The following is a 26,716-nucleotide window of genomic DNA, read 5'->3' on the forward strand; positions in this document are numbered from 1 at the left end:
GACGCTTCGGAGACGCTCGAGACCGAATCTAGGCGAGCCCGTCGGATCGCGTACAATTGGATGATCCAATTCGTTTCATCGATCGACGGACCACCCCATCAACCCTTCGCCCCCAACCACGAACGACGCTGATTCGCGTTCCACCTCCGCACCGCCAGACGGTTATGTCTGCCGTTATGGCTCGATGCGTTTGCTAGGGGTGATGAGCGCAACGGAGCGATTTCGTTACGGAGACGAGGTGGTCGTCCGTACCGACCGCGGCACTGAAATTGCCACCGTGTTGTGCGAAGCGACCAACGAGGCCGTTGAAAAAGTTCCGGCGAAGGGCAACGCGGAACCGGTTCACGGAAAGATCATCCGCCGTCTCGATGTCACCGATCGTGGCGATTGGTCGCAAATGTCCGAGATGACTCGGAAGGATTTGGCGGTCGCGAATCGGTGCGTTGACCAACTGAAGTTGTCTATGCAATTGATCGACGTCGAACGGTTGCTCGGCGGAGAACGAGTGATCGTGTACTTCGTCGCCGACGGTCGCGTCGACTTTCGCGAACTCGTGAAATTGATCGGCAGAGAATTTCAAACTCGCATCGAGATGCGGCAGATCGGAATTCGAGACGAAGCCAAATTGTTGGCTGACTATGGCGATTGTGGCCAAGAGGTTTGCTGCAGTCGTTTTTTGAGCAAGATGCCGCCGGTTTCGATGAAGATGGCCAAGCTTCAACGAGCTTCGTTGGATCCCGCAAAAATTTCGGGACGGTGCGGCAGGCTGAAGTGTTGCTTGCGTTACGAATTCGAGACCTACGAGGAAATGGCTGAGGAGTTGCCCCCCATTGGCAGCGAGATCTTGACTCGCGATGGGGCGGCAAAGGTTCTCGCTCAAGACATCTTGGCCGGACAATTGGTGGTCAAGACCGATGACCATCGACGCGTTATGATTCCTGCGGGGGACGTTGTCAGCGTGACAAAACGGGGTTCCGGGGATCCCCCCAAACAACGTAAACGCTGATCACACCCGAAACACTCCCTTTTTTCCTCGATTCTTCGCCATGCCATCCCCTGTCAAAGCGATGCAGGATCTCCTGCGAGACGACACTCGATACAAACTCGAAGCGTATCAATTCATTCGCGAAGCGTTGCAGTACGCGCATGAGAACTTGGAACAGATCGGCCCGCTCGGGTTCGGCCCCAGCGACGATCCCAGCAGCGATGCGCCGCGTCACTTGACCGGCCAACAACTCTGCGAAGCCTGCCGTTTGTATGCCATCGACCAATTTGGGTATCTGGCCAAAATGGTGCTGGAAAACTGGGGGCTGCGGCGCACCGGGGACTTCGGCGAATTGGTTTACAATCTGATTCGGATCGAGCAAATGCGAAAAAGCGAATCCGATCGTCGAGAGGACTTTGACGACGTTTACGATTTCGAGAACGCGTTTCAACCCAAGTTTGAATTGGCTCTCAGCGACGAGGACTGACGCCAGTCTTCCCGCGTGACCGCCTGTCCTTCCACCCCGCGAAAAAGCATCATGCGTTCTTTTCTTTTGCTCGCCCTTTGGACAGTGGTCGGTTTGGAAACGGTCACCGGCGGGCGAGGTTTCGCCGATGACTTGATCGTGGCGGAGGCGACCGAAACCGCGACTCGGCAAAACGAAAAACCGCGGCCGAAGGAACAGGCTCGGCGGACTTACATGGGCCGGATCGTTGCTCAACCGATGTCGCACCGCGGTGCTGCTTGGTTGGTTCGTCCAGAACGAGACGATGAAGAAAAGGCCGGCGAATCCTTTGACCGCTTGGGGTTGAAACCCGGCATGACCGTCGTTGACCTGGGGTGCGGCAACGGATACTGGACTCTCCCTATGGCTCGCGCGGTCGCGGCCAAGAAGCAGCCGGAAGAATCTGGCCAGGATGCTTTGGAGGCAGAAGCCCGCGACCCGGAGGATGTGGACGAAGACGTTGAATCACTTGATGGTCAGGTGTTGGCGGTCGACATTCAACGAGAGATGTTGCAGATGCTCCAGCGGAACGCTGCTCGAGCAAAGTTAGACAATATCCAGCCCATTCTCGGTGCGATTGACGATCCTAAGCTGCCAGTTGGTAAAGTCGACTTGGTTCTTTTGGTTGATGTGTACCACGAGTTTTCCCATCCGGAATCGATGCTATGGGCGATTCGCCAATCGCTCAAACCTGACGGTGTGATTGCTCTGCTGGAATACCGAGCCGAGGATCCCGCGGTGCCAATCAAACCGCTGCACAAGATGTCAAAATCGCAAATCATGCGAGAATACAAAGCGTCGGACCTAAATCTTGTTCGGGAATACAACGCTTTGCCGTGGCAGCACCTGATGTTCTTCGCCCGCGATGACAGCCCCCTGCCGGAAATCGAACCCGAACCGTTCGCGAAAGATTAGATTCCGGGTCGTATGCGAAAGCGGTTGCCCGATTCTTAAACGCCACTGTTCACCGTTTGGTCGTGATTTCCGGAACGTTCTCGTATAGCGACAAGTCGGCAGGCGACGGTGCTGCGACTCAGGTAGACGAGGTCGCCTTCCGGTTTGTCGTTAAACGATGATGGGACCGTAACCTGTTGAAGCAAACAAACGACGATCTTCAACCAGCAAACTTCTCTATCGACATTCACAACCGCAGGGCTGCTCTTATTGGGTTCCGGCGGAAGACAACGCGTCCGGCGGAAGGGCTTTCCCTGTTTGGGTCGCCCCGCTTCGCGAAAAGCGGGCGGGGGCGACGGGCTTCGTGTAACGCACAGAGACTAACTCTTAGGCGTCATTCCTGGTGTCTTGGAGTGTGCGTTTTGCGGGAAATCAAACGTCAGCACCAGTGGTTCAGATCCCGTGTTGACGATTTCAACACCGCCGTTGGAAAGTGCGGATTGAGTAATGAACCCGATCTCGGGATAGAGTTCACCCAATTTCATATTTTGGTGATAGCGGATTTCCAACTTGCCGACTCGGCCACTGCCGCCGTTGGTGTGGAACAGCGTCGGGCACTCAGGACAGAACTGAGTCTTCGCACCCGGCTGCAATGTCATTCGCAGGATCGAACACTTCTGATCGCCTAAGAAATCACCGTAGATAATCCACTTCGCGTCGATGCCGTCTGCCGCGAACTCCTCGGCGGTGATCGCAGGTCGCTTGTTCTTTAGAACGAAGTCCGGGTCTTGGTTCGCGGCAAAGTCGAACTTCTCGACCAAGTACTCCCAGTCTTCGTGTTTGTCTTTGGGATAGTCTTCTTCACGGCACGCGTAAAATGCATCGGCCGCCCCGATGCGTCCGTCCAGCGTCAAGTCTTCTGCCAAGAAGTGCTCGTCCATCGTGACATGTAACTCGTGAGTGCAAAGGTCCGTCGGCGAATGCAGTACGCCGTTGGGCATCACAAAGCCGTTATCGATATGCATCATCACGTGTGGCGACAAATGTCGAACACCGTTGTACTCGCCCTGTCCCCAGCTCTTCATACAGGCGAGAAAATCATCCTTGGTCACGAACGGGTACAGGCCCATCGCGGTGGTGTGATAGTGCGAAGGACTGACGCCAGGATTGTCGAAAGAATTGATGTCGTAACACTCCCACTTCGACCAATGCAGGTGGTGGGGGATGGGATTCAAATTGTCAAACTTCTTCGACACGATCGGCCAGGTGGGATCGCCGTACAAAGACTTTGCAAACGCAGTCACCTTTTCGCCCATGATGGCTTCTGCGTTCGCGGTGATCAAATCTTGTAGCGAGATCGTTTGTCCATTAGGAGTCAGAACGTGCGACTCGCCCTCGCGAAACGGGGCCTTGTTGGTTCGCGTGTCAATCACGCCGGTCACGATCGGCACCGTGCAGCACATCCACAGCTCATCCAGGCCCGTACCGTTCATGTAGTCGGGGTAATACGATTGGTCGTCCAGACGAAGCCGCTTGCCAGGGGTGCAAAAAGTCCGACCAGCGTAGCGGTGCAGCAGTTGCAACACTCCGTCATTCTGATTCAGGCAATCGTCCAACACCGCATCGGCTGCTCCGTCGGTTCCGTCAATAACGTCTTGCTGTGGGTATTCGTGGAGTTTGTCTGCGAGAACGGATGTCGAAGCAACCATGTGGCTTGAACCTCTGTGAGTAAAGTAGAGCTTTCGGGGCCCGATTTCCTGCGGGATTGACGATGGGCAACTGATACTGAACGCATCGTCACGAAGCGCGAGTGGAACTATGCTGGGTGGAAGTCAATACAGTTTAAGATCTCGGGCCGCGGTAGGGAATGGACCCTGCGATGCGTTGGTCGCTGAGGATGTCAACAAACGGCAACCCGGGCGACGTCAAGAATCCGGCAACTGTTTGGCCAAATGTGAAGTTGCCTCGACTCGCGTGATTGACACAAAGTGCCCCGCATTGGCAATTGCAAACGAAATAGCCGACCTGCAGATACGCATCTTATGTGCTGACACCAAACCAGTCGTCAATGACTGTGCCATCCGTGCCACCCATAGACCAGCTTGTCTGCCACGGCAATCTCGCTGAACGCTCGCCGTCCGACCCCGCCCGCTGTGCGCTCCTGCCGTTTTGTTTCACCGTCCCTTTGGACAGCACGACCTCAACGGACAAGAGTGCCTATCCCGGATGAATAGAAATGCGGTTGACGACTCCATCGACCATCCGTGCTGCTGCCGAATCAGTCTGCGAATAGCTTGGTGACTTCTTTCGATTCCCGATCGATCCGGTAAACCTGTTTGGCTTTCGGATCGGAAACGATCACGGCATCGGCGGTGGCGCTCAGTCCGACCGGGCCGAGCAGCAGGTCTTCTTCAAACCATTTTTCGGTTTTGCCATCGGCGGTGAATTGCCAAATGCATTTCCCGTAGACGTCGGAGACGAAACCGGTGCCGTCGTGCCAAGCGATCCCGCCTGGAAAACCGTACGGTCGATCGGTGACCACGGGCTCGCTGGTTTTCTCGGCAACGTTGATTTTGATGACCGCTTCCGCATCCGGCGTGACGGCATACAAAGTGCCTTGTTCGTCAAAGACCAAACCGCGAGCGTTCACGCGAACGACCAATTCGGGCTCGCCACCTTCGATGGGCAACGCGAACGTGGCTCGCCGTTCCGCGTCTCCGACGTAAATGGTTTTGCCGTCAGGTGAAACCGCCAGTGCCATGGGGATTCCCAGGAATCCGCCGTTGAGCGGTTTTGCATCTTGACCGCCGGGAGCGTCCGCATTGGGCGTGACGTGGTAGATCTCGCGAGTTGCCGAATCGCCGACCAGCACACCACCTTCTGGGTGCGGCGTGGCACTGAACGGCCGGCTCATCGTTTTGCGAAGGTATCGAGAACCGGTGACATAGCGTTCTGGTTTCGCCGCTTTGTTTGCCGGCCATGGCACCGTCCAGACTCCTGGTGCATCGGAATCGACGACAAACAGTTTGTCCTCTGACATCACCGCACCGCGAGGATAAACGGGGCTTTCCGCTTCCGTCCAGAAATCGTCCGGGTAGGTCGCGGCGGTTTCTTGGTCGGTTGAATCTTGAGCGTTGGCCAAGTGGGGATGCAGGCAGGGTGCTGACAGAGAAACCGCAAACACAACTATTGGCAAGCTTTTGCCGTGCCGGTTCGCGATCCGCGTGAAACTTCCCAGCGAGCGTTGGAGGGTGTTTGGGAAGAAAGAACCGAAAATTCCGGTCAGGCAAGATTTATTCATGAGGTGGGTTATGACGTCCGATAAGAAGAAAGTTCCATGTTCCTATTCCGGCAATGACGTCTCATGATAACCATTCCCCGTCGATTGTTGTGCCTGATTGCGTGTTTCGTTTTCACGGCTTCGTCTTTGACGTTGTCTTGCGCGAACGCAGCGGATCAGTTGATTCGAAGCCGGGCCGTTTCACAGGGAAACACCGCCTCGGTTCAGCCGTCGAGTCGTTCGGGGTGGTCGCCACAAAGCAGCCGCCAAACGGCGCAGCGAAACCAGACGGTCGCCAGTCGCCAGCCATCGTTGGTTTCGCGATCCGCAGCTTCTTCCGTCAAACAAGTCGGGTATTTGGACGGGGGATGCAATTGTGACTCCTGTTCGTCAGGAGGCGTCTTGGGCGGTCCTGGTTGCGGAATGGAAGCCAGTTGCGGACTCGAGGTTGGCTGCGGACTCGAAGAATACGGCGTTTGCAGTTGCGATGCGTGCAGTGGGCAGTTGATGTCCGGTTGCGACAGCGGATTCTGCGACGGTGGGTGCGATGGAATGTGCGGCGGAGCGGAGATCGATTGCTTCCCATTGTTCCTGCCGATCTTGCGAGTCGATTGGAGCCGCTTCTCTTTCTTCGCTGGATCGCAAGCGTTCCAGTCGCCCATGAACTACCCCGCGCTCGATGCCGCCGGCCAACCTGGTGGTGGCTGTGGCTGTTTCGGATACTTTCACGTTTTCAACGAAGGCCGCGACCTTCGCATTTGGTTGGGGCGGTATCTTTCTGCTCAGCTTGGTGTGCGTGCAACACAAACCAATTTGGAAGGCACTGAATTCACAAGCGGCCGCATGCACCAAGTTTTCGTGACCGGCGGTTTCTTTCGCCGTGTCGACTACGGTTTGCAATACGGTTTGGTGCTCGATTACATGAACCAAGATTGGTACTACCAAAGCGATTTGCTGCAGCTTCGTGGCGAGTTGAGTTGGAAAGTATCCGCTTGTCATGAGTTTGGATTCCAGTTCATGGCCGGCATGACGGATCAAACGGTGACCACGGAAGCCGGCGGGTTCACCAGTTCAGAAACGATCGAACCAGTCGATCAGTACCGCGCGTTTTACCGTCGAGCGTTGGGAACCACCGGGCACCTGACAGCATTCTTGGGCGGGACCAGCGAAGAGCACTTCATCTGGGGCAGCGAAATGGAAATCCCATTGCAAACCAATTGGTCGTTGTTGGTCGGTTCGGCTTACTTCAGCCCTGGTGACGACACCGCACTGGATGCCAACGAAGCGGAAGGTTGGAACCTGTCGCTCGGATTCGCGTTCCGACCTGGTGTGACGGGACCGAAGCAGCGATATCGCAACCCACTGTTCAACGTCGCCGACAACGGATCATTCTTCCTCTTCCGCCGTTGATCAAAAGAACGGTTCGATGCTGAGATCGTTTGGGGCAAGGATGCCCAAACTACGTCGCGGCAAATCATGCCTGGCATTCGCTGTGAACATGCCAGTCACCCTGCAATCCTTGAAATTCCGTTGATGCGTTTTGAGATCCGGATGGTTGCGGGATCGGAAACGCAAGCAGCAATTTTCCGGTTGGTTGGGTTGGGACCGGCGTGTTGGTTGGGAATTGTGCTTTGCCAGTGAGTGACAGCCTTCCTGCGTGGTTTCATTTGCACGCTGGGTGCTTCACAATGGCGGTTTCCCACCCCGCCTCCTTCCGCCTCTCTTTGTGGAGACCGTTTGATGTCCCAGTTCTGTTCTCCGGCATCGCTCTTGAGCACTCGCCTGGCCGCTTTGACGTTGTGTCTTGGAAGCATGTCCATGACCGCGGTTTCTGTTGACGCGGCTGAATCCGTTTCGGCTGATTCAAAGGGATCCGAACAAGTCATTTGGTCGCAGTGGCGAGGTGAATCACAACAGGGAATCGCACCCGAAGGTGAATATCCCGTTCAATGGTCAGAATCCGATTCATCCAAATGCAAGGTGCCGGGAAGCGGTGCCAGCACGCCCGTTGTGGTTGGCGATCGAGCGTTTTTGACGAGCGGCATCGACGGCAAAAATCATCTGTTGGGCATCGACATTGATTCGTTGGAGGTCGCTTTCCAAACTCCACTCGGCGAAGACCGCGGGAACAAGCATCGCAAAGGCAGCGGAAGCAACCCGTCTCCAGTGACGGATGGCAAGCATGTGGTCGCATATTTCCGCAGCGGTGATCTGGCGTGTTGCGATTTGGACGGCAAATCCATTTGGCACATCAACCTGCAAGAACGTTTCGGGGAGGACACGCTTTGGTGGGACCTCGGTTCTTCACCGATGATCGTTGACAACTTGGTCGTCGTGGCTGTCATGCAGACCGGGCCCAGTTACATCGTCGCGTTTGATGTCGAGTCCGGCGAGATGGTTTGGAAAGACGATCGGATGCTGCCTGCTCCTGAAGAAGCTGCTCAGAGCTACTCCACCCCGTTGGCTACCGAGGTCAACGGAAAGCCAGTCGTGGCAGTGTTGGGGGCCGACCATTTGACGCTGACTGATGCGAAGACCGGCGAGCGATTGGGAACGCTCGGTGGATTCAACCCGGATCAGGAAAAGTTCTTTCGTTCGATTGCATCACCCGTGGTCACCGGCAACATCATCGTGTGCCCTTACTCACGTGGAGCAACCTTGACCGGAGTCGACATGGTGAAGTTGGTCGCTGCTGGCGACGACGCGGATGCGGCAAAGGATGCGATCCTTTGGAAGCGAGACGACGTCGGGTCGGATGTTCCAACGCCAGCGGCTCGTGACGGCGTGGTGTATGTGATGTCCGATGGGAAACGCGATCGGGGAACGGTGTACGCTCTGTCGGCGAAAACAGGCGAAACGTTGTGGGAAACTTCCTTGGCGAGAACACGCGCCAGTTACAGCAGTTCGCCGCTGATCGTGGACGACCGTCTTTACATCACCGACGAATCCGGGGCGACCTCGGTCGTGGAGCACATTGGGGGCGATTCCGAGCCAGTTTTGTTGCACACCAACGAGGTCGACGACGACCAGCAGTTCACGGTTGCCAGTCCTATACCGTTTCGCGGTGGGTTGTTGCTGCGAACGAAGAGTCATCTTTACAGAGTGACTCGCTGATCGGGCCCGTTGGTTCAGAACGATCCGGTCCGCCGGAGCATTCATCGCAATCCGAATTCCACCGTCCCCGAACAGGTTTCCCCCGTCCCTGAACAGACTGGGCGCCGGTGGAGATGAATTGCAATGATCGAACGAAATGCTTGGGACCGGCGTATTTCTCCGGCCTATGTGCAGAAGCGGGACTGCGTTTGGATGTTCGAATTGCGAACCTCTGAGCGTGACCGGTTGGGCGATTCGGACGCAGGATCCGAGCAGCGGAGCGGCATCATTCCATCCACTTTCCAAACGGTTGGAGGGCGATCGATCGCATCCCAGAGTGTCAAACAAGATCACAAAGACTGCCAAAGTGGCTTGTGCCTTCGGAAACAGGATCGGAGAACAGGTGGAACAACTGTCGCATCTCCTTTGATCCGAATTGCGAATTTTGGTCGTCTGGGCGAATGTGGTGATTTGAAAGCTAGACTTCAGTTTCGCGAAACGGCCTCCATGCTCACAAAACCGGGTTCGTCACCCTGCTCCAGCAGCAGCAACTGGTCGCTTGGTATCTGATCTGGGGATCCGGTTAGGCAACAATCCACCATCGCGGTACACTCCTTGCACTGGCGAGAGCCATCTCGCCATCGCCAGTGCCAACGAACAGTGAATTTTGAGGAAAAAACGGTATGAAAAAGGATTCCGAATCGAACTCTTCGGACAAATCCAACAAGGAAGAGCTCTCGACGGGACGCCGTGGTGGAAATCCGATGATCATCGCTTTGGTGATCACGGTCTTGGCCGCGATGCTGTTTTTCAATCAACCCGAACCGTCATCGACGATTTCGGCGAGCTTCTTCCGTAGCGAACTCGAAAAGAACAACATCGAGTCGGTGCGGATCGGTGAGATTGAGGTTTCAGGCGAATTCAAAACTCGTCCAGAACTCCCTGCCAGCGAAGCGGGTGATGGGGACGCGAAACCGAAGGAATTGTTGAAACGGTTCAAATTCACGCGGCCTGCTGGTGCGGATTACGCCGTGCAATTGGCGGAGGACCTCGAGAAACGAAACATCAAGGATTGGGAATTCGCGCCGCCGGACAACACGGCTGCGATCTTGAATTTGCTGATCCTGGTCGGTCTGCCGCTGGCGATCTTCTTCTTCATCTTCATGATGATTCGTCGCACCCGCAACGACATGATGGGTGGTGGGTTTTTGTCTGGGTTCAGCAAGAGCCCCGCGAAACGGTTCGAAGCGACTGACAAAATCATCACGTTCAGCGACGTGGCTGGATTGGAAGGCGTGAAAGCGGACCTGCAAGAAATTGTGGACTTCCTAAAGACGCCTGAGAAGTTTCAAAAGCTAGGCGGTCAGGTACCCAAGGGAGTTCTGTTGAACGGACCTCCGGGGACCGGAAAAACGTTGTTGGCTCGCGCCGTCGCCGGTGAGGCCGACGTGCCATTCTTTAGCGTCAACGGCAGTGAATTCATCCAGATGTTTGTGGGTGTCGGTGCCAGTCGCGTACGCGATTTGTTCAAGACGGCCAAAGACCAATCGCCCTCGATCATCTTCATCGACGAAATCGATGCGGTGGGGCGGCAGCGTGGTGCTGGCTTGGGCGGCGGACATGACGAACGGGAACAGACCCTGAACCAGATTCTCGGCGAGATGGATGGTTTCGGTGGCGCTCACGCAGTGATCGTGATCGCCGCAACGAACCGTCCGGACGTCTTGGATCCCGCCTTGCTTCGCCCTGGTCGTTTTGACCGTCATGTCACCGTCGGGCGTCCGACGATGAAGGGACGCGAAGAAATCTTCAAAGTTCACGTTCGTGATGTGCCGCTGGGTGACGACGTGGACCTGCATCGATTGGCCGCAGGAACGGTTGGATTGACCGGAGCTGATATTCGCAACATGGTCAACGAAGCCGCTTTGTGGGCCGCTCGTGGTGACAAGAAAATCGTTGAGATGAGCGATTTCGATTACGCTCGCGACAAGATTTTGATGGGAGCGAAACGCGAAGAGGTTTTGCTCGACAGCGAGAAGGAGAAAACCGCTTACCACGAAGCCGGGCATACACTGACGGCGTGGCATTTGGAAGGATCGCACATTGTCCACAAGGTGACGATCATCCCGCGTGGGCGGGCATTGGGTGTGACCCAGTATGTGCCGAACGAAGATCGTTTGAGCATGAGCAAGAAGGAACTCGAGCACCAACTGATCGTTTTGCTTGGGGGCCGTGCGGCCGAAAAAATCATCTACACCGAAACGTGTGTGGGGGCGGAAAACGACTTGGAACGTGCCACCAGCATCGCTCGCCGGATGGTCACGCACTGGGGAATGAGTCCCAAGATTGGGCCGGTCAGTTACAAAACCAGCGACGAAGATCCGTTTTTGGGCCGTGAAATTCACCAGCAGCGTCAGTTCAGCGAACACACGCAGGAACTGATCGACGAAGAGGTGGCGCGTATTCTGATGGAAGCGGACCAGAAGGCGGAGCAATTGCTGCGAGAGCATCGGGGCCAGTTGGAAACGATCACCCGTGCTTTGTTGGATCGCGAAGAGCTGAATGAGGTTGAGTTGACCGAATTGATCGGACCATCGATTCACAAACGCTTGGGCGACGAAGACGGCAAGGTCGAACAGATCATGGCGCCGGAAGGTGCCGCTGAGAGATCACCCAACACTTCCGCACGACGCGAAGATTGACCCTTGGCGAAGAAGCGACGCGGAAATGTCCGAGCGAACTTTCGTAAGAAGCACCAAGGCCGTGTTCGGCGTGGTGATTTGACTCGTGATTTTCATGAAGGTGATTCGCAAGACGACGCTGTTCAATCCGAACGGCTGACAGGCAAAGGCGAGTTGACTCGCAAACGCACCATTCAGGGTGCCGATGCGTCACCCGAGTCGGCCGCTGGGATGCATGTGCAGTTATCGGTCGACGAAGACAAAATGCAGCAAGGCCGAGTGCTGAGTGTGCATGGATTGCAAAGCAAGGTCTTGGGAGACGACGGCGTTCTGTACGCGTGTGCCGTTCGGCAGGTGTTGAAGTCTCTCAGCACCAGCCAGCGAAACGTGATTGTCGCAGGTGACCGCGTGTGGTTTCGGCCGGAACTCCGCGATGGCGTGTCATTGAAATCCGAAGCCGACGGAATGATCGAGCGGGTCGAACCGCGAACGGGAATGATCAGTCGGACCAGTCGCGGACGGCAGCACGTTTTGGTCGCCAACATCGATGCGATGTTGATCATCGCCAGTGCGGAACAACCGGGGATCAAACCTGCGTTGATCGATCGCATGATCTTGACGGCGCATCAGTGTGAGATCGAACCAATCGTGATTATCAACAAGGTGGACTTGATCGATTTGGTTGAGTTGCAGCCACTCATTGGCGTCTATTCAGCGCTCGGCTATCGCGTTTTGCCCACGTCGGCCGAAACGGGACAAAATGTTGAATACCTGCGTGCTTTGCTGAAAAACCGCCAAACCGCACTGGCGGGGCAAAGTGGGGTGGGCAAAAGCAGCCTGCTCAATGCCGTCCAGCCCGGTCTGGGGTTGGCGATCGGTGCCGTCAGTTCTGACAACGACAAGGGAAAACACACCACAACGGCCTCACAATTGATTCCTCTGGCCGACGGCGGCGCGGTTTTCGACACCCCTGGGATCCGGCAATTCCAATTGTGGGACATCAGTGCCAGTGAGGTGGCGGGGTTAATGCCCGATCTGCGGCCCTACGTCAGCGGTTGCCGCTACCCGGACTGCCTGCATTTGGCCGAAGACGACTGCGCGGTGAAAAACGCAGTGGCGGACGCCCGGATCGATGCCCGACGCTATGATGCGTACTGTCATTTGTTGGAAGAAGAGCTCATGTAATTGCCGCGCAAAATTCGCGAGCTTTTGGGCTCTGGAGAGTGGTTCGGTCATGACAGCGGTTCAAAATCTGCGAAACTGCAGTGGTGATTCAAATTCATTGTTGATTGCAACCCGAGATTTCACCAGGAAATCTGTGCCTGCCGTCAACTACCTGAGGACGAGGTTGAAATGTTCGAAATGGAATCTGAGTTATCATTGAATCAGCCATCCGAAACCAATTCCCAGGCGGGCGCCGCTTTCGCGAAATCGGTCGATGAAACGACTCCATCACTCGAAAGCAATCGCGAACGAAGCGAGACGATGAACGGCGGAACAACGAAGAAGAAACGGGGGGCAAAACCCAAGCCTCACGAAAGTAAACTCTACGACAACCTCGTGCCGGCTTATCAGGCACTTTGGCCAGCGGTTGCGCGTCGTCGTATCGTAAAAAACGTTGATTCGCTCAACATTCCTTCCGGAGCGGAAGTTTTGGAAGTCGGCGTGGGCACCGGATTGTCATTGGACGCCTATCCGGATCACGCGAAAGTGACCGGCGTCGATCTGTCAGAATCCATGCTGGCAGAAGCAGAGGAACTGATTGAGCAGCGTGGTTGGGATCACGTGTCTGTTCAACCGATGAACGCCGAAGAGCTGACGTTCCCGGATGCTAGTTTCGATTTGGTGACCTCTTTTCACACGATCAGCGTCGTATCACGTCCTGATCGAATGATGCGTGAACTTGTGCGTGTGTGTCGTCCAGGTGGTAAAATTCTTGTCATCAATCATTTCCGTAGCCCCAACCCGTTGATTGCTCGAGTCGTTGACTCGGCTGGCAGTTTGACTCGGCATTTGGGATGGCGCACGGATTTGAACATGGAAGAATTGCTCAACGAATTGCCCATTCAGGTCACGCGATGCGAGAAGTCCAACCCACTGTCACTGTTTCGAGTTCTGATCGCCGAGCGGAAAGCCTGATTGGCACCGCGGACCGGTTGAAACGCCGGACGTTCTTGCAGGCCACCGCCGCGGCGAGCGCTGCTGCGTTTTCTGGACTGGCTTCCTCATCACCCGTTCACGCTCGTGGGCCGATTGAACGCAGCGGTCCAGCGAGATTCCGAATCGGAATCGCTGGCTATTCGCTCCGCCCCTACTTCCGCTACATGAAGGGCAAGGAGCAGAAGTTTCAATTGATTCCCGAGGACGTTTCGTTTTCCAATCGCGATCTGTCCGGCGGTTTGACGCAAGTCGATTTCTTGGACTACTGCGTCGCGATGGGGGTGGAAGCGGCGGAGTTGACCGGGTATTTCATGACGCCGGGGCCCGATGGCTTCCCCACCGTGGAATCCTTGTTGGAACTGCGACGCCAGGCGTTCACACGCGGGGTGGTCATCAGTGGAACGGCGATTGGCAATAACTTCACCGTTGGTCCAGGCGAGCGGTATGAACAAGAGGTCCGCGATGCGATGCGTTGGATCGATTTGGCTGCGGCATTGGGGGCTCCCCACATACGTTTCTTCGCTGGAACGGCCGCCCAATTGGCCAAGACACCGACTCGAATGGACGAAGCCGTCGCTGCGGTCAATCGTTGTGCGGAACATGCGGCACAAAAGGGCGTATTCTTGGGCGTCGAAAATCACGGGCAGCTCAGTGCCGCCCAGATGTTGGAGATCATGGAACGCGTCGATTCACCATGGGTTGGCATCAATCTCGACACCGGCAATTTCATTTCCGACGACCCATACGGCGATTTGGAACGGTGCGCTCCGTACGCTGTGAATGTGCAAGTCAAACCGGTCACCAAGTCTTCGTCCGGGAAGAAGTCACCGACCGACTACAAACGCCTTGCGAAGATTTTGCGTGACTCCGGCTACCAAGGCTACGTGGTCATGGAGTACGAAGACGCCGATGTTCTCGAGGCTCTTCCAAAGCACTTGGCGGAACTGAAGTCGGCCTTGGCCTGAGAGGCAGTGTGATTGCAGCGGAAAGCTGAGTTTCCGCAGATTCAACTGAGCGGTTTGGCAACGGCTTCTACCAGCGCGTTGCGGATGGATTCCTGTCGTTCAGGGTTTGTGATTGGTGAACCATCCAAATTGGTCACGTAGAAGACGTCGGCGGTTTGATCCAAGTGCGTGTCAATTTTCGCGAACTGAATCACGACGTCCAATTGCGACAACGTGCCTGAAACATCAGACAGCAAACCAGGGCGATCGTAAGTGAACATCGACAGGATCGTTTGGTGATCAAACGTGTCGTTGTCAAACACAACCTTGGTTGGCAACAGCAGTACGCTGGATGGTTCTTTCGCCCCTTGTGTCTGCCAAACGCGTCGCGGGGTCGGCATGATGGAATCAGGATCATCGAGCGCTTGGGTCACGACTCGGCAGACCTCTTCAATTCTTGCGTCCGGGCTGCGTTGATTCAAATCCGGATCGGTCACCCAGAATTGATCCCAGAGCAAATCTTCGCCAACGGTCTCCACGTTGGCTCGCATGATTGACAGCCCGCACGCACTGAACGCAGCCGTGATGCGTGCAAACACACCGACCCGTTGTTCGCCTAGACGAAGCACGATTGTGTAGCGAACGGCGGACGCGGCGGGGTCGATTGCACCGGTGCAGAAACACCCGGGATGTTCGCTCAGCCAGGTGCCGACTTGATGCATTTCGTGAATCAGGTCATCCGTGGAATGTTGACGCAGCAACGACAGAGGCATGTCGCGGGCAAATTCCATCAAAGACGGGTCGAGCTGCATGTCGGAGAGTGCTCCCATCGCCTGTTCCATTTTGGAATCCAACTCCGCTTCGTTTTCGCCGGGCAGATTTCCTGTTTCGAAGTAGCGACGGGCTCGAAGATAGAGGTCTTCGATCAGTCCCATTTTCCAGTCGTTGAGGACGTCTGGACCAACGGCTTGCAGATCCGCCACGGTGTGAATCAGCAACAATTCCAAGCGAGCGATGGACCCCACTTCTGCGGCAAATTTGTGGACGACTTCCGCGTCGTTCAGGTCATGACGAAAGGCGACTTCGTTGATCAACAAGTGTCTGTGAATCAGCCACTGCAATGTGTCTTTGTCGTCGGCGGACAGGTGGAACAGGTCGGCGACCTCTCCTGCGATTCGGCGGCCGACTTCACTGTGGTCCTCTTCGTATCCCTTGCCCAAATCGTGAATCAGCAAAGCGAGGTGAAGCAGTGTTTTGTCTTTCAGGCGTCGGTACCGCCGCCCCATGGAGGTTTCCGCCTCCAACAAATCCGTGGCGGCTTCGACCGCCCGAATGCAGTGTGCATCGACCGTGTATTTGTGATAGGCGTTGAACTGCAGCAGCCCACGACAACGCCCCATCGCAGGAATCAGTTGATCCAGGATTCGCAGTTCATGCAGACGGCGCAGCAACGACGCCAACCGGCCTGGGTTGCGAAGCAAATCCATGAACGCGTCGACGGCGAGTTGGTCCGGCGGGGCTGGTTCTCGATCCTGCATGGATTTGCGGATCGCTTGCCAAGTGGGGTGAGCGATTCGGCGGGAATGTTCGTTGGCCAACTGGATCAGTCGTAGCACATCGGGCAGACTTCGCGAAAACGCTTCCAACGCGCTGGGTTTGACCCAAATGTGCGTGGGCCCCATCCGGATGTTTTCGTCCACTCGGCGTGAGATCACACTTTCCAACGCGCCCGCGGCTCGGGAACGAATGCGAGTGTCATCGTGGAAGTACGCGGCCACGTATCGAACGCCACGCGTGTGGTCGAAGTAATCCTGCATGAAGTCTTCAACCGGCAAGACCCCGGAACGACCTTGGTATCCCCAATCTTCGGCGATATCCAACTGAGTAGGGCGGTCCAAGACATCTTGGGCGCGTCCGGTGCGAAAGTGCAATTCGTGACGCAGTCGCAACATGAACGCATGAGCGCGACGCAGCGTGCCGTAGTCCTCGTCTGACAAAGCGTTGAGCTTGTTCAGTTGTTCCAGGTTGGTTGCGCCGTAGGTTGCGAAACCGAGCCAGCGAACCAATTGAATGTCACGCAGCCCACCGCGAGAACGCTTGACGTTGGGACGGAGCAAGTAGTTTGTCTCGCCCCATTTCTGTCGTTCTTCGCGGCGGGCCATCAAGGCTTGGTGATTCAAATAATTGCGTCGCCGGCGTGCTCCAGCTCGAAACCGGTCGAAGAACCGATCAAAAGTTTGCTCGCTGCCAAAACACAATCGTGATTCGGTGAGGGATGTGTAGATTTTCGCATCGGCCCAAGCCAAGGTGCTGCATTCGCGTGGCGTGCGAACGGAGAATCCGCAATCAATACCGGCGTCGGTGACATCACGTACGAAGGTGCTGGCCACTTGGGCGGCCGCCGCTGCGCTTCGCCGAGTCGTCAGCAGCATCAGATCGGCATCGCTGTAGGGCGACAGGTCACGTCGGCCGTAGCCGCCGTGCGCCACCAAGCTCAGTTGAGAAAGCTGCGACGATTTGATGGTTTGGGAGGCGCGCTCCAGCGAGGCCTGCCAAATTTTCTCGATGACATCGTCATAGAGATCTGTCAGCGCGGTCGCCGTTTGAACACTGGGCAAACCGGCTCGAAATCGAGACTCGATACGACCGCGTCCATCGTTCAGTCGGTCACGGCATTGCCGAGCCAACGAAGGGAGTGAACCAGAGGACGCCATCAAGCAAACTTACAGTGCTTCCTCGCCACGTTCTCCGGTGCGGATTCGGACCGACTCTTCGAGGTTGGTAACAAAGATTTTGCCGTCACCAATTTGGCCGGTCTGTGCCGTTTGCAGAATGGTGTCGATCACCGTTTGGAGGTTGTCGCTGGTGCAAACCACCTCGATTTTGACCTTGGGAACGAAGTCAATGGCGTACTCCGTGCCGCGATAGATCTCCGTGTGACCCTTTTGTCGACCGAATCCGCGAACTTCGCTGACGGTCATTCCGTGAATCCCCTGCTCGGTCAACGCGTTCTTGACGTCTTCGAGTTTGAAGTGACGAACAATGGCTTCGACTTTTTTCACAGGAGCGGCTCCGACAAACATGCGAACAGAGAATTTAAGGGCATTGTACACCCGCCACCACATTGAACCAGACGGGCAACGCGAAGACGAGCATTCTCACGGTTTTTCCCAGATTTGGTCCGGAACATCCTGAATTTGGTTCACCAATCGGGACACGACGAATAACCAGTCGCTCAGGCGATTCAAATAAATGATCACCGAGTCGCTGATCGGGGTTTCAGCCTGAACGGCGTCCGCGAGCGAGATGACTCGCCGTTCGGCTCGACGGCAAACCGCTCGCGAGAGGTGAATATGCGACGCCAAAGCGGATCCTCCCGGCAGAATGAACTGTTTCAGCGGCGGCAACTGTTGTTCTGCGGCATCGATCCAGGATTCCAGACGCTCGATGTGGGGGGGCGTGATGACCTGCAAATCAAACTGGTCGGGATGCGGGGACGCCAGTTCGGCCCCAATCGAAAAGAGTTCGTGTTGGACTTGCACAATGCAGTCGTGCAGTTCGCTCAGAGCGGTTTTTGCATCGGTTGAATCGGTGGTGGATTGTTCCAGTGCCGAGCGAACTTGCCCCAACGCCGCGTTCAGTTCGTCCACGGTCCCATACGCTTCGATGCGAGTGTCATCCTTTGCCACCCTCGGCCCACCAAACAAACCTGTGGTCCCCGAGTCGCCTGTGCGAGTGTAGATTTTCATGATTGGTCGAGTGAGAAGGGTGCGAAAGCGAGAAGGCGGTCGCGAAAAGGTTTCGCGATTTGGGGCCCGAACCGGTGTGGCATTGGAGCAAGATGGCAAGCGAGAAGAAAGATCCGGAACTTCCGAAAGTGTGTGCAGCCGGCGTGTTGGTGATGACCCGTGAACCGTCGCCGCATTTTTTGCTGATGAAACATCCTGATCGCTGGGATTTGCCCAAGGGACACTGCGACGAAGGCGAAGACTTTTTGATGGCCGCCAAACGGGAACTCGAAGAAGAGACCGGCATCGCGGCGAAGGACTGCGAGTTTGATCCGGATTTTCACTTCGACCTGCACTACCCAGTCACGTATCGCAATCGGCGCGGGCAAACGTTCGAAAAGCACGTGCGATACTTTTTGGTGTTCTTGCCCCAAGTCGTTAAAATTGAATTGACCGAGCACGAGATGTCTCGCTGGTGGCCCTGGTCACCACCGCACCAGATCCAAACGCAAACCATCGATCCGTTGCTGGCCGCTGTAGCCGAACACTTGGCAGCAAAACGGTCGGACTGAATCCCGTCGCGTTGTCGGTTGCGTTGCGTCGCTTGTGCTGTATTTCATTCTCTTCCAAACGTGCCTTCATGCGATTCATCGCTTCTCATCGCCTTTCGCATTTCTTGATCGTTGTCGCGTGGTGCACGTGTGCGGCGTCCAACGCTGACGCGCAAGAACAACGGGCTCGTCCGCCCAAGTTTGATGCCGACGAAGTTTCGCGAGTCTTCTTCGCTGATCCGTCAACCGCGTTTCGAGGCGAGCGACCGTCGCTGGCGAATCTTCGCGACTCGGGAGCCGAGAAAGCGATGGCACATGCGGAGGCGGCCGCCGAGGAAAGCTCGGGCGGTGGTTCCGAGTGGGCGAGTTTGGTCTCGCCGCCGTCGCTGGAAGACGAGATCAAACGAATCAAGTTGCGATACGACTCTGTCATCACCACTCCGGGAGCCTTCAACGGTGGTGGCTATCAAGACGCGCGATTGAATTTGACCGTGTTGGCGACGTTGTTCGCTGTCGTGTCCGACCATAAAGAGGACGTGCGTTGGAAATCCGATGCCCACACGGCTCGAGACGTGATGGCGCGAACGGCTCGCAACAGCGCGGCGGGATCGACCCAGGTTTACAACGAGGCCAAGCTTCGCAAAGCCGATTTGCAGGATCTGGTCAGCGGTGCTGGCATCACAGCGACACAAAAGTCTGAAAAGATCAACGAGTGGCACATGATCGCCGATCGCTCGCCGTTGATGGAATACGCGGAGGAACTGCTCGACACGCTAGGCGATCACACTCGCGACGCAGCGACGACGCAAGAGAACCTTGATGCGGTCAAGCGAGAGTCGGAGCTGCTGGCAATGTTAGGCGAAGTCTTGATCCAAGAGGGCATGGATGACTACGACGACCCTGACTACGCCGAACTGAGTCAAGCGATGACGACCAGTTCACGAGGTGTGGTCAGCGCGATCGAGCGACAAGATTGGGACGGCGTCCGCGCCTCCGTCGGTGACGTGTCACAAAGTTGCGCGGCCTGCCACGAACAGTATCGCTGATCTGTTTCAACCTTGTTGCTGGCTTGGATCGCAAATGATTTACCAAGTTTCTCAACGAGTCCCTGGAAAAAAGTGGCGAGGCACCGTTTAATGACGGCCGCTTGGGGTGAGTCTGGAACTGTCGTTGATGGGATCACGCCGAGCCCGCTTTCTGAGTTCCATTCCCCCGCGAGACGAACGCCCCGACTGCCTTGTGAAAAAGATCCGCAAGTTTCTAGAAGTCTTCGGACAATCGTCTGGAAAGTGGATCGTGCTGGCATCCATGGTGGGTGTCTTGTCCGGCTTGGGGGCGATTGTCTTTGACCGCCTGGGCAGAGTGGTTGTGCGATTCGCGATGGCTCATTTCACTGGCTACGCGCCGATGGAAGCTGCCGGCGAACAGGCGGTCGTCATGCCTCCTGACTCGGTGTTCTCGCCTTGGATGTTGGTCCTGGTCATGACGCTGGGCGGGTTGGTTTCCGGGGCGATCGTACACTGGTTCGCTCCCGAAGCAGAAGGCTCTGGTGCGGATGCGGTCATCGATGCGTTTCACAATCACCGGGGGAAAATGCGGGCCCGGATTCCTGTCGTGAAAACCATTGCGTCCGCGATCACGCTTGGCACCGGTGGATCGGGCGGACGGGAAGGTCCGATTTCGCAGGTCGGGGCGGGATTGGGAGCCGTTCTGGCTGACCGTTTAAAATTGTCCCCGCGAGATCGCCGGATCCTGATGGCGGCTGGGATGGGAGCCGGCGTCGGAGCCATTTTTCGGGCCCCGTTGGCTGGCGCCGTTTTCGCCGCGGAGATCCTGTACAGCGATTCTGACATGGAAGCCGATGTGATCGTTCCTTCGGCGACGGCGTCCATCGTGGCGTATAGTCTGTTCACGCAAACATTGCCGATCGAGTATCGGTATCTGCCATTGTTCGGCAACGATCTGCATCACACCCTGACATCACCGTTGGAGTTGTTGGCGTATGCGGTGTTGGCGATCGCGGTCACCATTGTCGGGGTGATCTATGTCAAGTTGTTTGCTGGAACACGTCAGCGATTCCTGGACTTGCCGCTGTGGCCGCATGTCAAACCCGCCATCGGCGCGATGCTGGCTGGATTGGTGGGAATCGGACTGTTCCGAATGGTTGGCAACAACATGCACGCATTGGGTGTTTTGGGAACCGGGTACGGCACCCTGCAAATGGCGGTGACGCACGCAGCAGAACTCGGCATTCCCATGTTGTTGATCATTGTGTTTGCCAAAATCGTGACCACCGCTTTGACGATCGGATCCGGTGGTTCCGGAGGTGTGTTTGGTCCTTCGATGGTCATCGGTGGCTGTCTCGGCGCCGCGATTGGACTCGGGTTTCAAGCCATGTTTCCTGGGGTGGTCACTCAGCCCGAGGCCTACGCCGTGGTTGGCACGGCGGGATTTTTTGCTGGTGTTGGGCGAGCCCCTATTTCGACCATCATCATGGTGCGTGCACTCACGGGGGACTTTGGATTGTTGGTGCCCACCATGCTGGTGACAACCCTCAGTTTTGTGATGTGCAGTCGCTGGCGTTTGTATCAGTGGCAAGTCCCCACACGAATGGATTCGAAAGCCCACCGAGGTGACTTCATCGTTGACGTGCTCGAAGGTCTGAAGGTTGGCGACGTGTTCGATCCCAATCGCAAGGTCTTGCTGATTCCGGAGGCCACCACGCTCGACGAAATCGTTCACTGTCTGGCGGACAATCAGCAGCACTATTTCCCTGTCGTGGATGACCAAAAACGAATTGTGGGAATCTTCAGTGACGACGACGTACGCACTTATCTGTACAACGATTCCATTTGGCGTTTGGCGGTGGCCAACGATGTGATGACCACCGAGTTGGTCAGCGTCACACCGGAGGATGACTTGAACACGGCACTCAAACGATTCACGTCCTTGAACTTGGAAGAGTTGCCGGTGGTGGATGTCCACGAACCAGGAAAATTGCTTGGGATGTTACGCCGCAAAGAGACCATCTCGGCCTACAACCGACGTTTGGTCGAACACAAGCAAACGGCGGAAGAGTCCTGAGCAGGCTATTGATTTAGTGGCTCTTCCGCCGAATCGGTGGGTGAAAACGTTTTGAGACCCGGTTGAGTGGGGCCGTGCGTCGACCTTTTGAAGTTGTGCTTTTCTCAAAACCCGAAGCGTCAGCGAGGGAAAAACAATGTTGACTTCGCCTCGCTGACGCGTCGGGTTATGAAAAAACAATGCCTCACGCAAACGCGCAACTTCAAAACTGACCGGCGTGTTGATTTAGTTTTTTCTTGGACGAATGGGGGTGGTTCCCCCCTTTACCCCCGTTCGCTCCAGACACAACGCGACCCCATTTAATTTTTGAGGGATCGGCTGGCTAGAGGGAACGGGTGGGATCGAAGACTACGCTGTCGAGACCCTCGGCGGCGGGTCACTTCCACTGCGGATCAGTCCAAGTAAGCGGTGGAGATTGAAAGCCGCACACAGCCAACGCCATTCGTTACTCACGCGTTCCAGCCCACGCGTCAGAAAACGCCGGGCTCCGAAGTGTCCCTTGATCATGGCGAACGGACGCTCGCTGGGATGACGACGGCGTGAGTACCTCTTCTGCGCCGAATCAGTGCTCATCTTCTTCGCGTGAGCGATCCGCTTGGATTCGTGTTGTTCGTGGCTGATCTGACGCGACTTCGTTTTGCCGCTGAAGCAACGTTCCGCCAGCGGGCAACCCGCACAGTCCGACGCGTCGGCTTTGTAGCGAAATTTAATTCGCTTGCGGCCATTTTCGATTTGGCTGGTCTTGTTCGCGTAAGGCAACTGCTTGCCTGCTGGGCAGTAGTAACAGTCCGCCTCGGCGTCGTAGACGAAAGCGTTCTTGTTGAACTTAGTCGACTTCGTGCCGTCTTTTTTCTTCGTCGTGGTCGTCGGCAGTCGCTCGATGTCGGTCTCGGCCACCGGCACGCTGGGGTCTTCGCGAACGGCCGGATTATCGGGGCCGCCGCCCAGCTTGATCGGCGAATAGAGATCGATGCCGGCTTCTTCACACTGCGCCAAGTTCTCACCGCTGCTCATCAAGCCGTCGGCCAGCATTTCGCCGGGAACTTCGCTCAGGCCGAAGGACTCTTTGACATCTTCGGCCGCCTTGATCATTTCTTTGTCTTCGTTGGCCTCGGCGATCACGCCTTCGCTAACGATGATCCCGCTGTCGATGTCGACGGTCGCGTGTGGCGTGTAATTGGGCGCGTAGCCACCTTCCTTGTTGGGCGTCAACCGCGACTCGGGGTCGGTGATGGGAATGCGGGCGGGCACCTTCTCGCCTTTGCCGCTGAGTCGCTTGATCTCAGCCAGAGCGGCGTCGACTTTCTTGCGACGACGATCGACATCGGCTAGTTCTTCGCTGAGCTGATGGTTGCTACCGGTACCCAAAAGCTCTTGGTCTTGCTCATCAGCGGCAGCAGTTTGGGCTTCGAGCTGTTTGAACTTCGCTTCCAGTTCCGCTTTCGCTTTGCGAAGCTCTTCGGGCGTTCGCGTGCCGGTCTTGCGGTTATTGGCCCGCATCCGAGTGCCATCGAATCCCAGCGAAGCGAGTGGCAAATGGCCAAGATCGCGAGCCACTAAAACGATCTGGACGAAGAGCTCTTTGAGCTGGTCAGTGTTCTTTCGACGAAATTCGCTGATGGTCGTGTAATCGATGGTCCGTCCTTCGACAAGCCAACGAAAGTCATTGCGAACGGTGAGTGCTTCTTCGAGTGAACGCGAGGAGCGTAGCCGGCACAGGATGCCGTAGAGGATCACGCTGGCGATGACGCGAGGATGGATCGGCGGTTGTCCGATGTGTCCGTTGTAAAGTCGTTCCCAAGCGGACCAATCGAGCCGACCGAGAATGGCATCGATCATCCGCACGGTGTGATCGTCCGGGATAACCTGGTCGAGCCGTTCGGGAAATAGAACGATTTGATCGCGAGCAAGCGGCGGGGCAGAAAAGTTTGTCATCCATGGGGCTCCATGGACAATAGAATAGCGCAAGATCAAAATCGCGATACAGGACTAAATCAACACGCCGTGACGCTTCGGGTTATGAAAAAGCTGACGCTTCGGGTTTTGAAAAAGCTGACGCTTCGGGTTTTGAGAAAAACGCGACTTCAAAACTCCAGTGCTGGGGCTCACACCGCTCCGCTTTTTTGGTGCGGTTGGTTTCATCGCGCAGAACCTGAAGCGCGGGCAGGCTGCGATGATATCGAGAGATTCCAACATGCGGAGTCTCGGTGTTGGCTGGTTCGTTCCCTCACTCACCTTCAAATAAATCTTGCAGGTCCAGCCTCGCGGTGGGTTGGATCGACGGAGAGGCTGAATCGCCAATCTGAAAGATTTCGCGATGGTTGTATGCCTTGCCGGTTGGCTCACGCATCACGTGCAGTCGCTGGTGTGATGCATCGACGACCCAGTACTCGGAGAGTCCTGCCTCGGCGTATAAGTCAGCTTTTTCGCCCAAGTCATACTGCAAGCTGGAATCGGCCACCTCAATCGCGAGAACAACATCACTCACTCCAGGATGTCGGTCGCGGTAGCGTCTGCGATGGATCCAGAACACGTCTGGTTCGGGACGACTGCCCACTTCAGGCATGTTCACGCCAGACTGATCGGTTACAAGAAATGCGGAGCGATCCGCCTGATCGTGAGACCAATCAAGTAAGTACATGATCAAATCCCCGTGAACCGGTCCTGCTGGATTCGTTTGGCGCAACTCCCCACGAATCAATTCGATGTGTCGGTCCATACCGACGAATGCTCCCGCAGCAATCATCCGGTCGTATTCTTCGAGTGACAATTGCAGTGCCGTACTCATCTCGCTCGTTCTCCTTTCACACATCCGACAAAACCCTGCCTGCTATTGCAACGTCGAGGAGGAAGCCAAGGCGGGAGTGATGCCGGACAGACGTATGCGACTGGGCCGGGCATGAGAAAAGGTGCGCACTCCCCTCCCCGGAATTCTCGCTGAACGCTCGCATTCCGACCCTCCCCAACTGCGTTCAGGAGGGTGAATTCAACCTTGCGATGCACGGCATTTGTAAATTGCATTGTCTCTGTCATGGGCGGTGTTCTACAGAACATTGCTGGATCGGCACTTTGGCGGGCGGATTCGAGTTCGCCGCTGATCCGCTAAGCTATTGGAAACGAAAACACGCTTCTCTTTGAAGATTCTTGATGCTGCCGCACTCTGAATATGTTGAACAAGCGTACTTGTTCGATCTGCTACGACAACGCATCGCTGAGCAAACCCCGATGCAGGAGTTGCTGGAGCAGCTACGGCACGAGCTGCTTGCGACCACTCGGTTGCCGATGGCGATCGAGTTCATGCTGACGGAACTTCGGCACACCGGTTTGATGGGGCCGGCGATGGAGAGATTGTCGCACTACTTTTCGCCCTTTCAGACTTACCTCGTCACTGAGTCGGAAGAAGAGGCTGGGCGATTCACCATTCACTTAGCACTGCAAATCTTGCAGGCCGATGCGAAGTTGCGTTCTCAATTCAGTGAGCAGATGGAAGCGATTGAGTCGGATTCTGTGCTGGCCGTATCGGCAAGCTCGAGCCAGCGCGGGCCGACCACACCAGAAGCGATCTTGCAGCATGGTCGCTGCGGCTTTTTCTTCTTCCAGTTCGAGGCGCTCTCACGAAATCGATTGGGGTATGACGCGGGTTTATTGGCAATGAGTCAGGATCCGATTTACGACCAATCTTGGTCTCAGTGGTTGCTGAAGTTGCGAGCTCAGGTGGGGTTGGTTGATTTGGCGGACTTGTTGTTTTTGAGCAGCGACGAGTATCGCCGTCGGTTGGTGGAAGCTGACCAAGACGTCAGCGAGAAAGGGCCGTTTCTATTTGGCGAAAAAGAAGGTCGCATTGCGCTCGCGAACCGTCGCAAAGACCCGGTGTATCTGTTTGGCGCGATGCAGCGGCACCTTGGTTATCCGCCGGTGCCTCGACCTGTTCGAGTGACAGAAGATCGCGACACCATCCCGCAATTGCTCCGGCGCATCGAACGTTTGGAATCACGTTTGAAGTTGATGGAGCAAGAGCAGAAGCAAGAGCTGGATATCAGCAAGTTTTACGAGAAGCCGAGCTGAAACGGATGCTGGGGCGTTCAGTCGGAGTCAGTGCGCACAACAATCGCATGGTGATGTCCGATCCTGACTGCCAACTTGCTTAAAGTATGACCCAGCGGCTTTCGTCGGCGTCGCTGCGGCGCAGTGCGTCGAGCACTTGTTGAGTCTTGACCGCGATGTCGGATGAGCGTGCTTCGATTCGCCCTTGCAGAACTTCATCGGCAAAGTGTCGGAACATGCGGACTTCTTGTGAGTCGGCTTCACCACTGGCGTGTTCCGTGACGCCGTGTTGGCGAGTGTGTTTGCCAAAGTTCCAGCGGCAGTTGTCGATGAACAGTTCGTGCTGGTGGGTTTCCCAGCTCGATTCCGATCCGTTGAATGGCAAGACGAAGTCATTCAGCGTCACGTAGCCGCGGTTGCCAGAGAGCGTTGCGGTTTGTTGGTTGACGGAAAAGAACGAGCAGAAGAAGCCTGCAGTCAGCCCATCATCGAACCGCATTTCGCCTTGGAATTCACCGGGCACTCGCCCTTCGTCGAGACGCACGGTTGATTGACCGCTGACAGAAACGGGCAGTCGATCTCCTGCGGCCCAGAGTGTGAAGCGGATGCAGTACCAGCCCAAGTCACCAAGTGCGCCGTGCGGTTCGAGTTCAGCGTTGGCGCGAATGTTGGCTTCTGCAAACGAGTCATCACCGCAAAATGAAAAGTGCGTTTGGATTCGTTTTAGGTCACCAAACGCGGCCGGGTCGGTCAGCGTGTGTTTGAGT

21 protein-coding genes and 1 pseudogene are annotated in these 26,716 nt (G+C 56.0%); 13 read left to right on the plus strand and 9 right to left on the minus strand.

Annotation, left to right across the window (positions count from 1 at the left end):
• Window positions 1–184 precede the first annotated feature (184 nt).
• From ACF8AM_RS05450 to ACF8AM_RS05460, 3 genes are read left to right on the plus strand one after another with little or no spacing between them, the layout of a single operon-like run.
• Complete coding sequence (locus ACF8AM_RS05450) at window positions 185–1,006, plus strand: stage 0 sporulation family protein (protein ID WP_392554657.1); 822 nt, start codon at window positions 185–187, stop codon at window positions 1,004–1,006.
• A 40-nt stretch (window positions 1,007–1,046) separates the two neighbouring features.
• On the plus strand, window positions 1,047–1,472 hold the full coding sequence (locus tag ACF8AM_RS05455; RefSeq protein ID WP_392554658.1) for a Minf_1886 family protein: 426 nt from the start codon (window positions 1,047–1,049) through the stop codon (window positions 1,470–1,472).
• Between the two features lie 51 nt (window positions 1,473–1,523).
• Complete coding sequence (locus tag ACF8AM_RS05460; protein WP_392554659.1) at window positions 1,524–2,405, plus strand: class I SAM-dependent methyltransferase; 882 nt, start codon at window positions 1,524–1,526, stop codon at window positions 2,403–2,405.
• Between the two features lie 359 nt (window positions 2,406–2,764).
• On the opposite strand, the gene ACF8AM_RS05465 is transcribed toward ACF8AM_RS05460, so the two are convergent.
• Complete coding sequence (locus ACF8AM_RS05465) at window positions 2,765–4,093, minus strand: hypothetical protein (protein WP_392554660.1); 1,329 nt, start codon at window positions 4,091–4,093, stop codon at window positions 2,765–2,767.
• Between the two features lie 569 nt (window positions 4,094–4,662).
• A complete protein-coding gene (locus ACF8AM_RS05470; protein ID WP_392554661.1) occupies window positions 4,663–5,526 on the minus strand; it encodes a hypothetical protein in 864 nt (287 codons plus the stop codon).
• 222 nt (window positions 5,527–5,748) lie between these two features.
• Here ACF8AM_RS05470 and ACF8AM_RS05475 point away from each other — a divergent pair, with 222 nt between their 5' ends.
• From ACF8AM_RS05475 to ACF8AM_RS05500, 6 genes are all read left to right on the plus strand, one after another.
• A complete protein-coding gene (locus ACF8AM_RS05475) occupies window positions 5,749–7,074 on the plus strand; it encodes a DUF6666 family protein (protein ID WP_392554662.1) in 1,326 nt (441 codons plus the stop codon).
• Between the two features lie 408 nt (window positions 7,075–7,482).
• The gene (locus ACF8AM_RS05480) at window positions 7,483–8,778 is read left to right on the plus strand and encodes a PQQ-binding-like beta-propeller repeat protein (protein ID WP_392554663.1); all 1,296 of its coding nucleotides are present in this window, start codon (window positions 7,483–7,485) and stop codon (window positions 8,776–8,778) included.
• A gap of 662 nt (window positions 8,779–9,440) precedes the next feature.
• Window positions 9,441–11,459: an ATP-dependent zinc metalloprotease FtsH gene (gene ftsH / locus ACF8AM_RS05485; protein ID WP_392554664.1), complete on the plus strand. Its 2,019-nt coding sequence runs from the start codon at window positions 9,441–9,443 to the stop codon at window positions 11,457–11,459.
• A gap of 3 nt (window positions 11,460–11,462) precedes the next feature.
• A complete protein-coding gene (rsgA, locus tag ACF8AM_RS05490; protein WP_392554665.1) occupies window positions 11,463–12,623 on the plus strand; it encodes a ribosome small subunit-dependent GTPase A in 1,161 nt (386 codons plus the stop codon).
• A 168-nt stretch (window positions 12,624–12,791) separates the two neighbouring features.
• A complete protein-coding gene (locus tag ACF8AM_RS05495) occupies window positions 12,792–13,577 on the plus strand; it encodes a class I SAM-dependent methyltransferase (protein WP_392554666.1) in 786 nt (261 codons plus the stop codon).
• A gap of 35 nt (window positions 13,578–13,612) precedes the next feature.
• Entirely contained in the window at window positions 13,613–14,563 is a 951-nt protein-coding gene (locus ACF8AM_RS05500) for a sugar phosphate isomerase/epimerase family protein (protein WP_392554675.1), read from the plus strand.
• Between the two features lie 41 nt (window positions 14,564–14,604).
• Here the strand turns inward: ACF8AM_RS05500 and glnD are convergent, their stop codons facing one another.
• The 3 genes from glnD to ACF8AM_RS05515 form a co-directional block, all read right to left on the minus strand.
• Window positions 14,605–17,256, minus strand: coding sequence for a [protein-PII] uridylyltransferase (gene glnD / locus ACF8AM_RS05505; protein ID WP_392554667.1), 2,652 nt, complete (start codon window positions 17,254–17,256; stop codon window positions 14,605–14,607).
• Window positions 17,257–17,265: 9 nt separating this feature from the next.
• Window positions 17,266–17,604: a P-II family nitrogen regulator gene (locus ACF8AM_RS05510; protein WP_037199718.1), complete on the minus strand. Its 339-nt coding sequence runs from the start codon at window positions 17,602–17,604 to the stop codon at window positions 17,266–17,268.
• 96 nt (window positions 17,605–17,700) lie between these two features.
• A complete protein-coding gene (locus ACF8AM_RS05515) occupies window positions 17,701–18,291 on the minus strand; it encodes a cob(I)yrinic acid a,c-diamide adenosyltransferase (protein ID WP_392554668.1) in 591 nt (196 codons plus the stop codon).
• A 92-nt stretch (window positions 18,292–18,383) separates the two neighbouring features.
• Between ACF8AM_RS05515 and ACF8AM_RS05520 the strand changes: the two genes are divergently transcribed.
• The 3 genes from ACF8AM_RS05520 to ACF8AM_RS05530 all read left to right on the plus strand — a co-directional run bounded on the left by ACF8AM_RS05520 (window position 18,384) and on the right by ACF8AM_RS05530 (window position 21,905).
• Window positions 18,384–18,842, plus strand: a complete 459-nt coding sequence (locus ACF8AM_RS05520) for a bis(5'-nucleosyl)-tetraphosphatase (RefSeq protein WP_392554669.1) — start codon at window positions 18,384–18,386, stop codon at window positions 18,840–18,842.
• 68 nt (window positions 18,843–18,910) lie between these two features.
• Complete coding sequence (locus ACF8AM_RS05525) at window positions 18,911–19,867, plus strand: cytochrome c (protein WP_392554670.1); 957 nt, start codon at window positions 18,911–18,913, stop codon at window positions 19,865–19,867.
• 193 nt (window positions 19,868–20,060) lie between these two features.
• Window positions 20,061–21,905, plus strand: coding sequence for a chloride channel protein (locus ACF8AM_RS05530; protein ID WP_392554676.1), 1,845 nt, complete (start codon window positions 20,061–20,063; stop codon window positions 21,903–21,905).
• A gap of 348 nt (window positions 21,906–22,253) precedes the next feature.
• Here ACF8AM_RS05530 and ACF8AM_RS05535 read toward each other — a convergent pair whose 3' ends face one another.
• The 3 genes from ACF8AM_RS05535 to ACF8AM_RS05545 are packed head-to-tail and all read right to left on the minus strand — an operon-like array spanning window position 22,254 to window position 24,693.
• Complete coding sequence (locus ACF8AM_RS05535) at window positions 22,254–23,840, minus strand: IS1182 family transposase (protein ID WP_392554671.1); 1,587 nt, start codon at window positions 23,838–23,840, stop codon at window positions 22,254–22,256.
• A gap of 54 nt (window positions 23,841–23,894) precedes the next feature.
• On the minus strand, window positions 23,895–24,101 hold the full coding sequence (locus tag ACF8AM_RS05540; RefSeq protein WP_392554672.1) for a hypothetical protein: 207 nt from the start codon (window positions 24,099–24,101) through the stop codon (window positions 23,895–23,897).
• Window positions 24,102–24,132: 31 nt separating this feature from the next.
• Window positions 24,133–24,693: a Uma2 family endonuclease gene (locus ACF8AM_RS05545; protein WP_392554673.1), complete on the minus strand. Its 561-nt coding sequence runs from the start codon at window positions 24,691–24,693 to the stop codon at window positions 24,133–24,135.
• A 359-nt stretch (window positions 24,694–25,052) separates the two neighbouring features.
• Here ACF8AM_RS05545 and ACF8AM_RS05550 point away from each other — a divergent pair, with 359 nt between their 5' ends.
• Window positions 25,053–25,970 carry a hypothetical protein gene (locus tag ACF8AM_RS05550; RefSeq protein WP_392554674.1) on the plus strand — a complete coding sequence of 306 codons (918 nt, stop codon included), beginning with the start codon at window positions 25,053–25,055 and terminating at the stop codon, window positions 25,968–25,970.
• Between the two features lie 79 nt (window positions 25,971–26,049).
• Here ACF8AM_RS05550 and ACF8AM_RS05555 read toward each other — a convergent pair.
• Window positions 26,050–26,716 (minus strand): annotated as a pseudogene (locus ACF8AM_RS05555) (gfo/Idh/MocA family oxidoreductase); the annotation flags it as partial.

It is taken from the genome of Rhodopirellula sp. JB055 (assembly GCF_043100905.1).
Classification (GTDB): Bacteria; Planctomycetota; Planctomycetia; order Pirellulales; family Pirellulaceae; genus Rhodopirellula.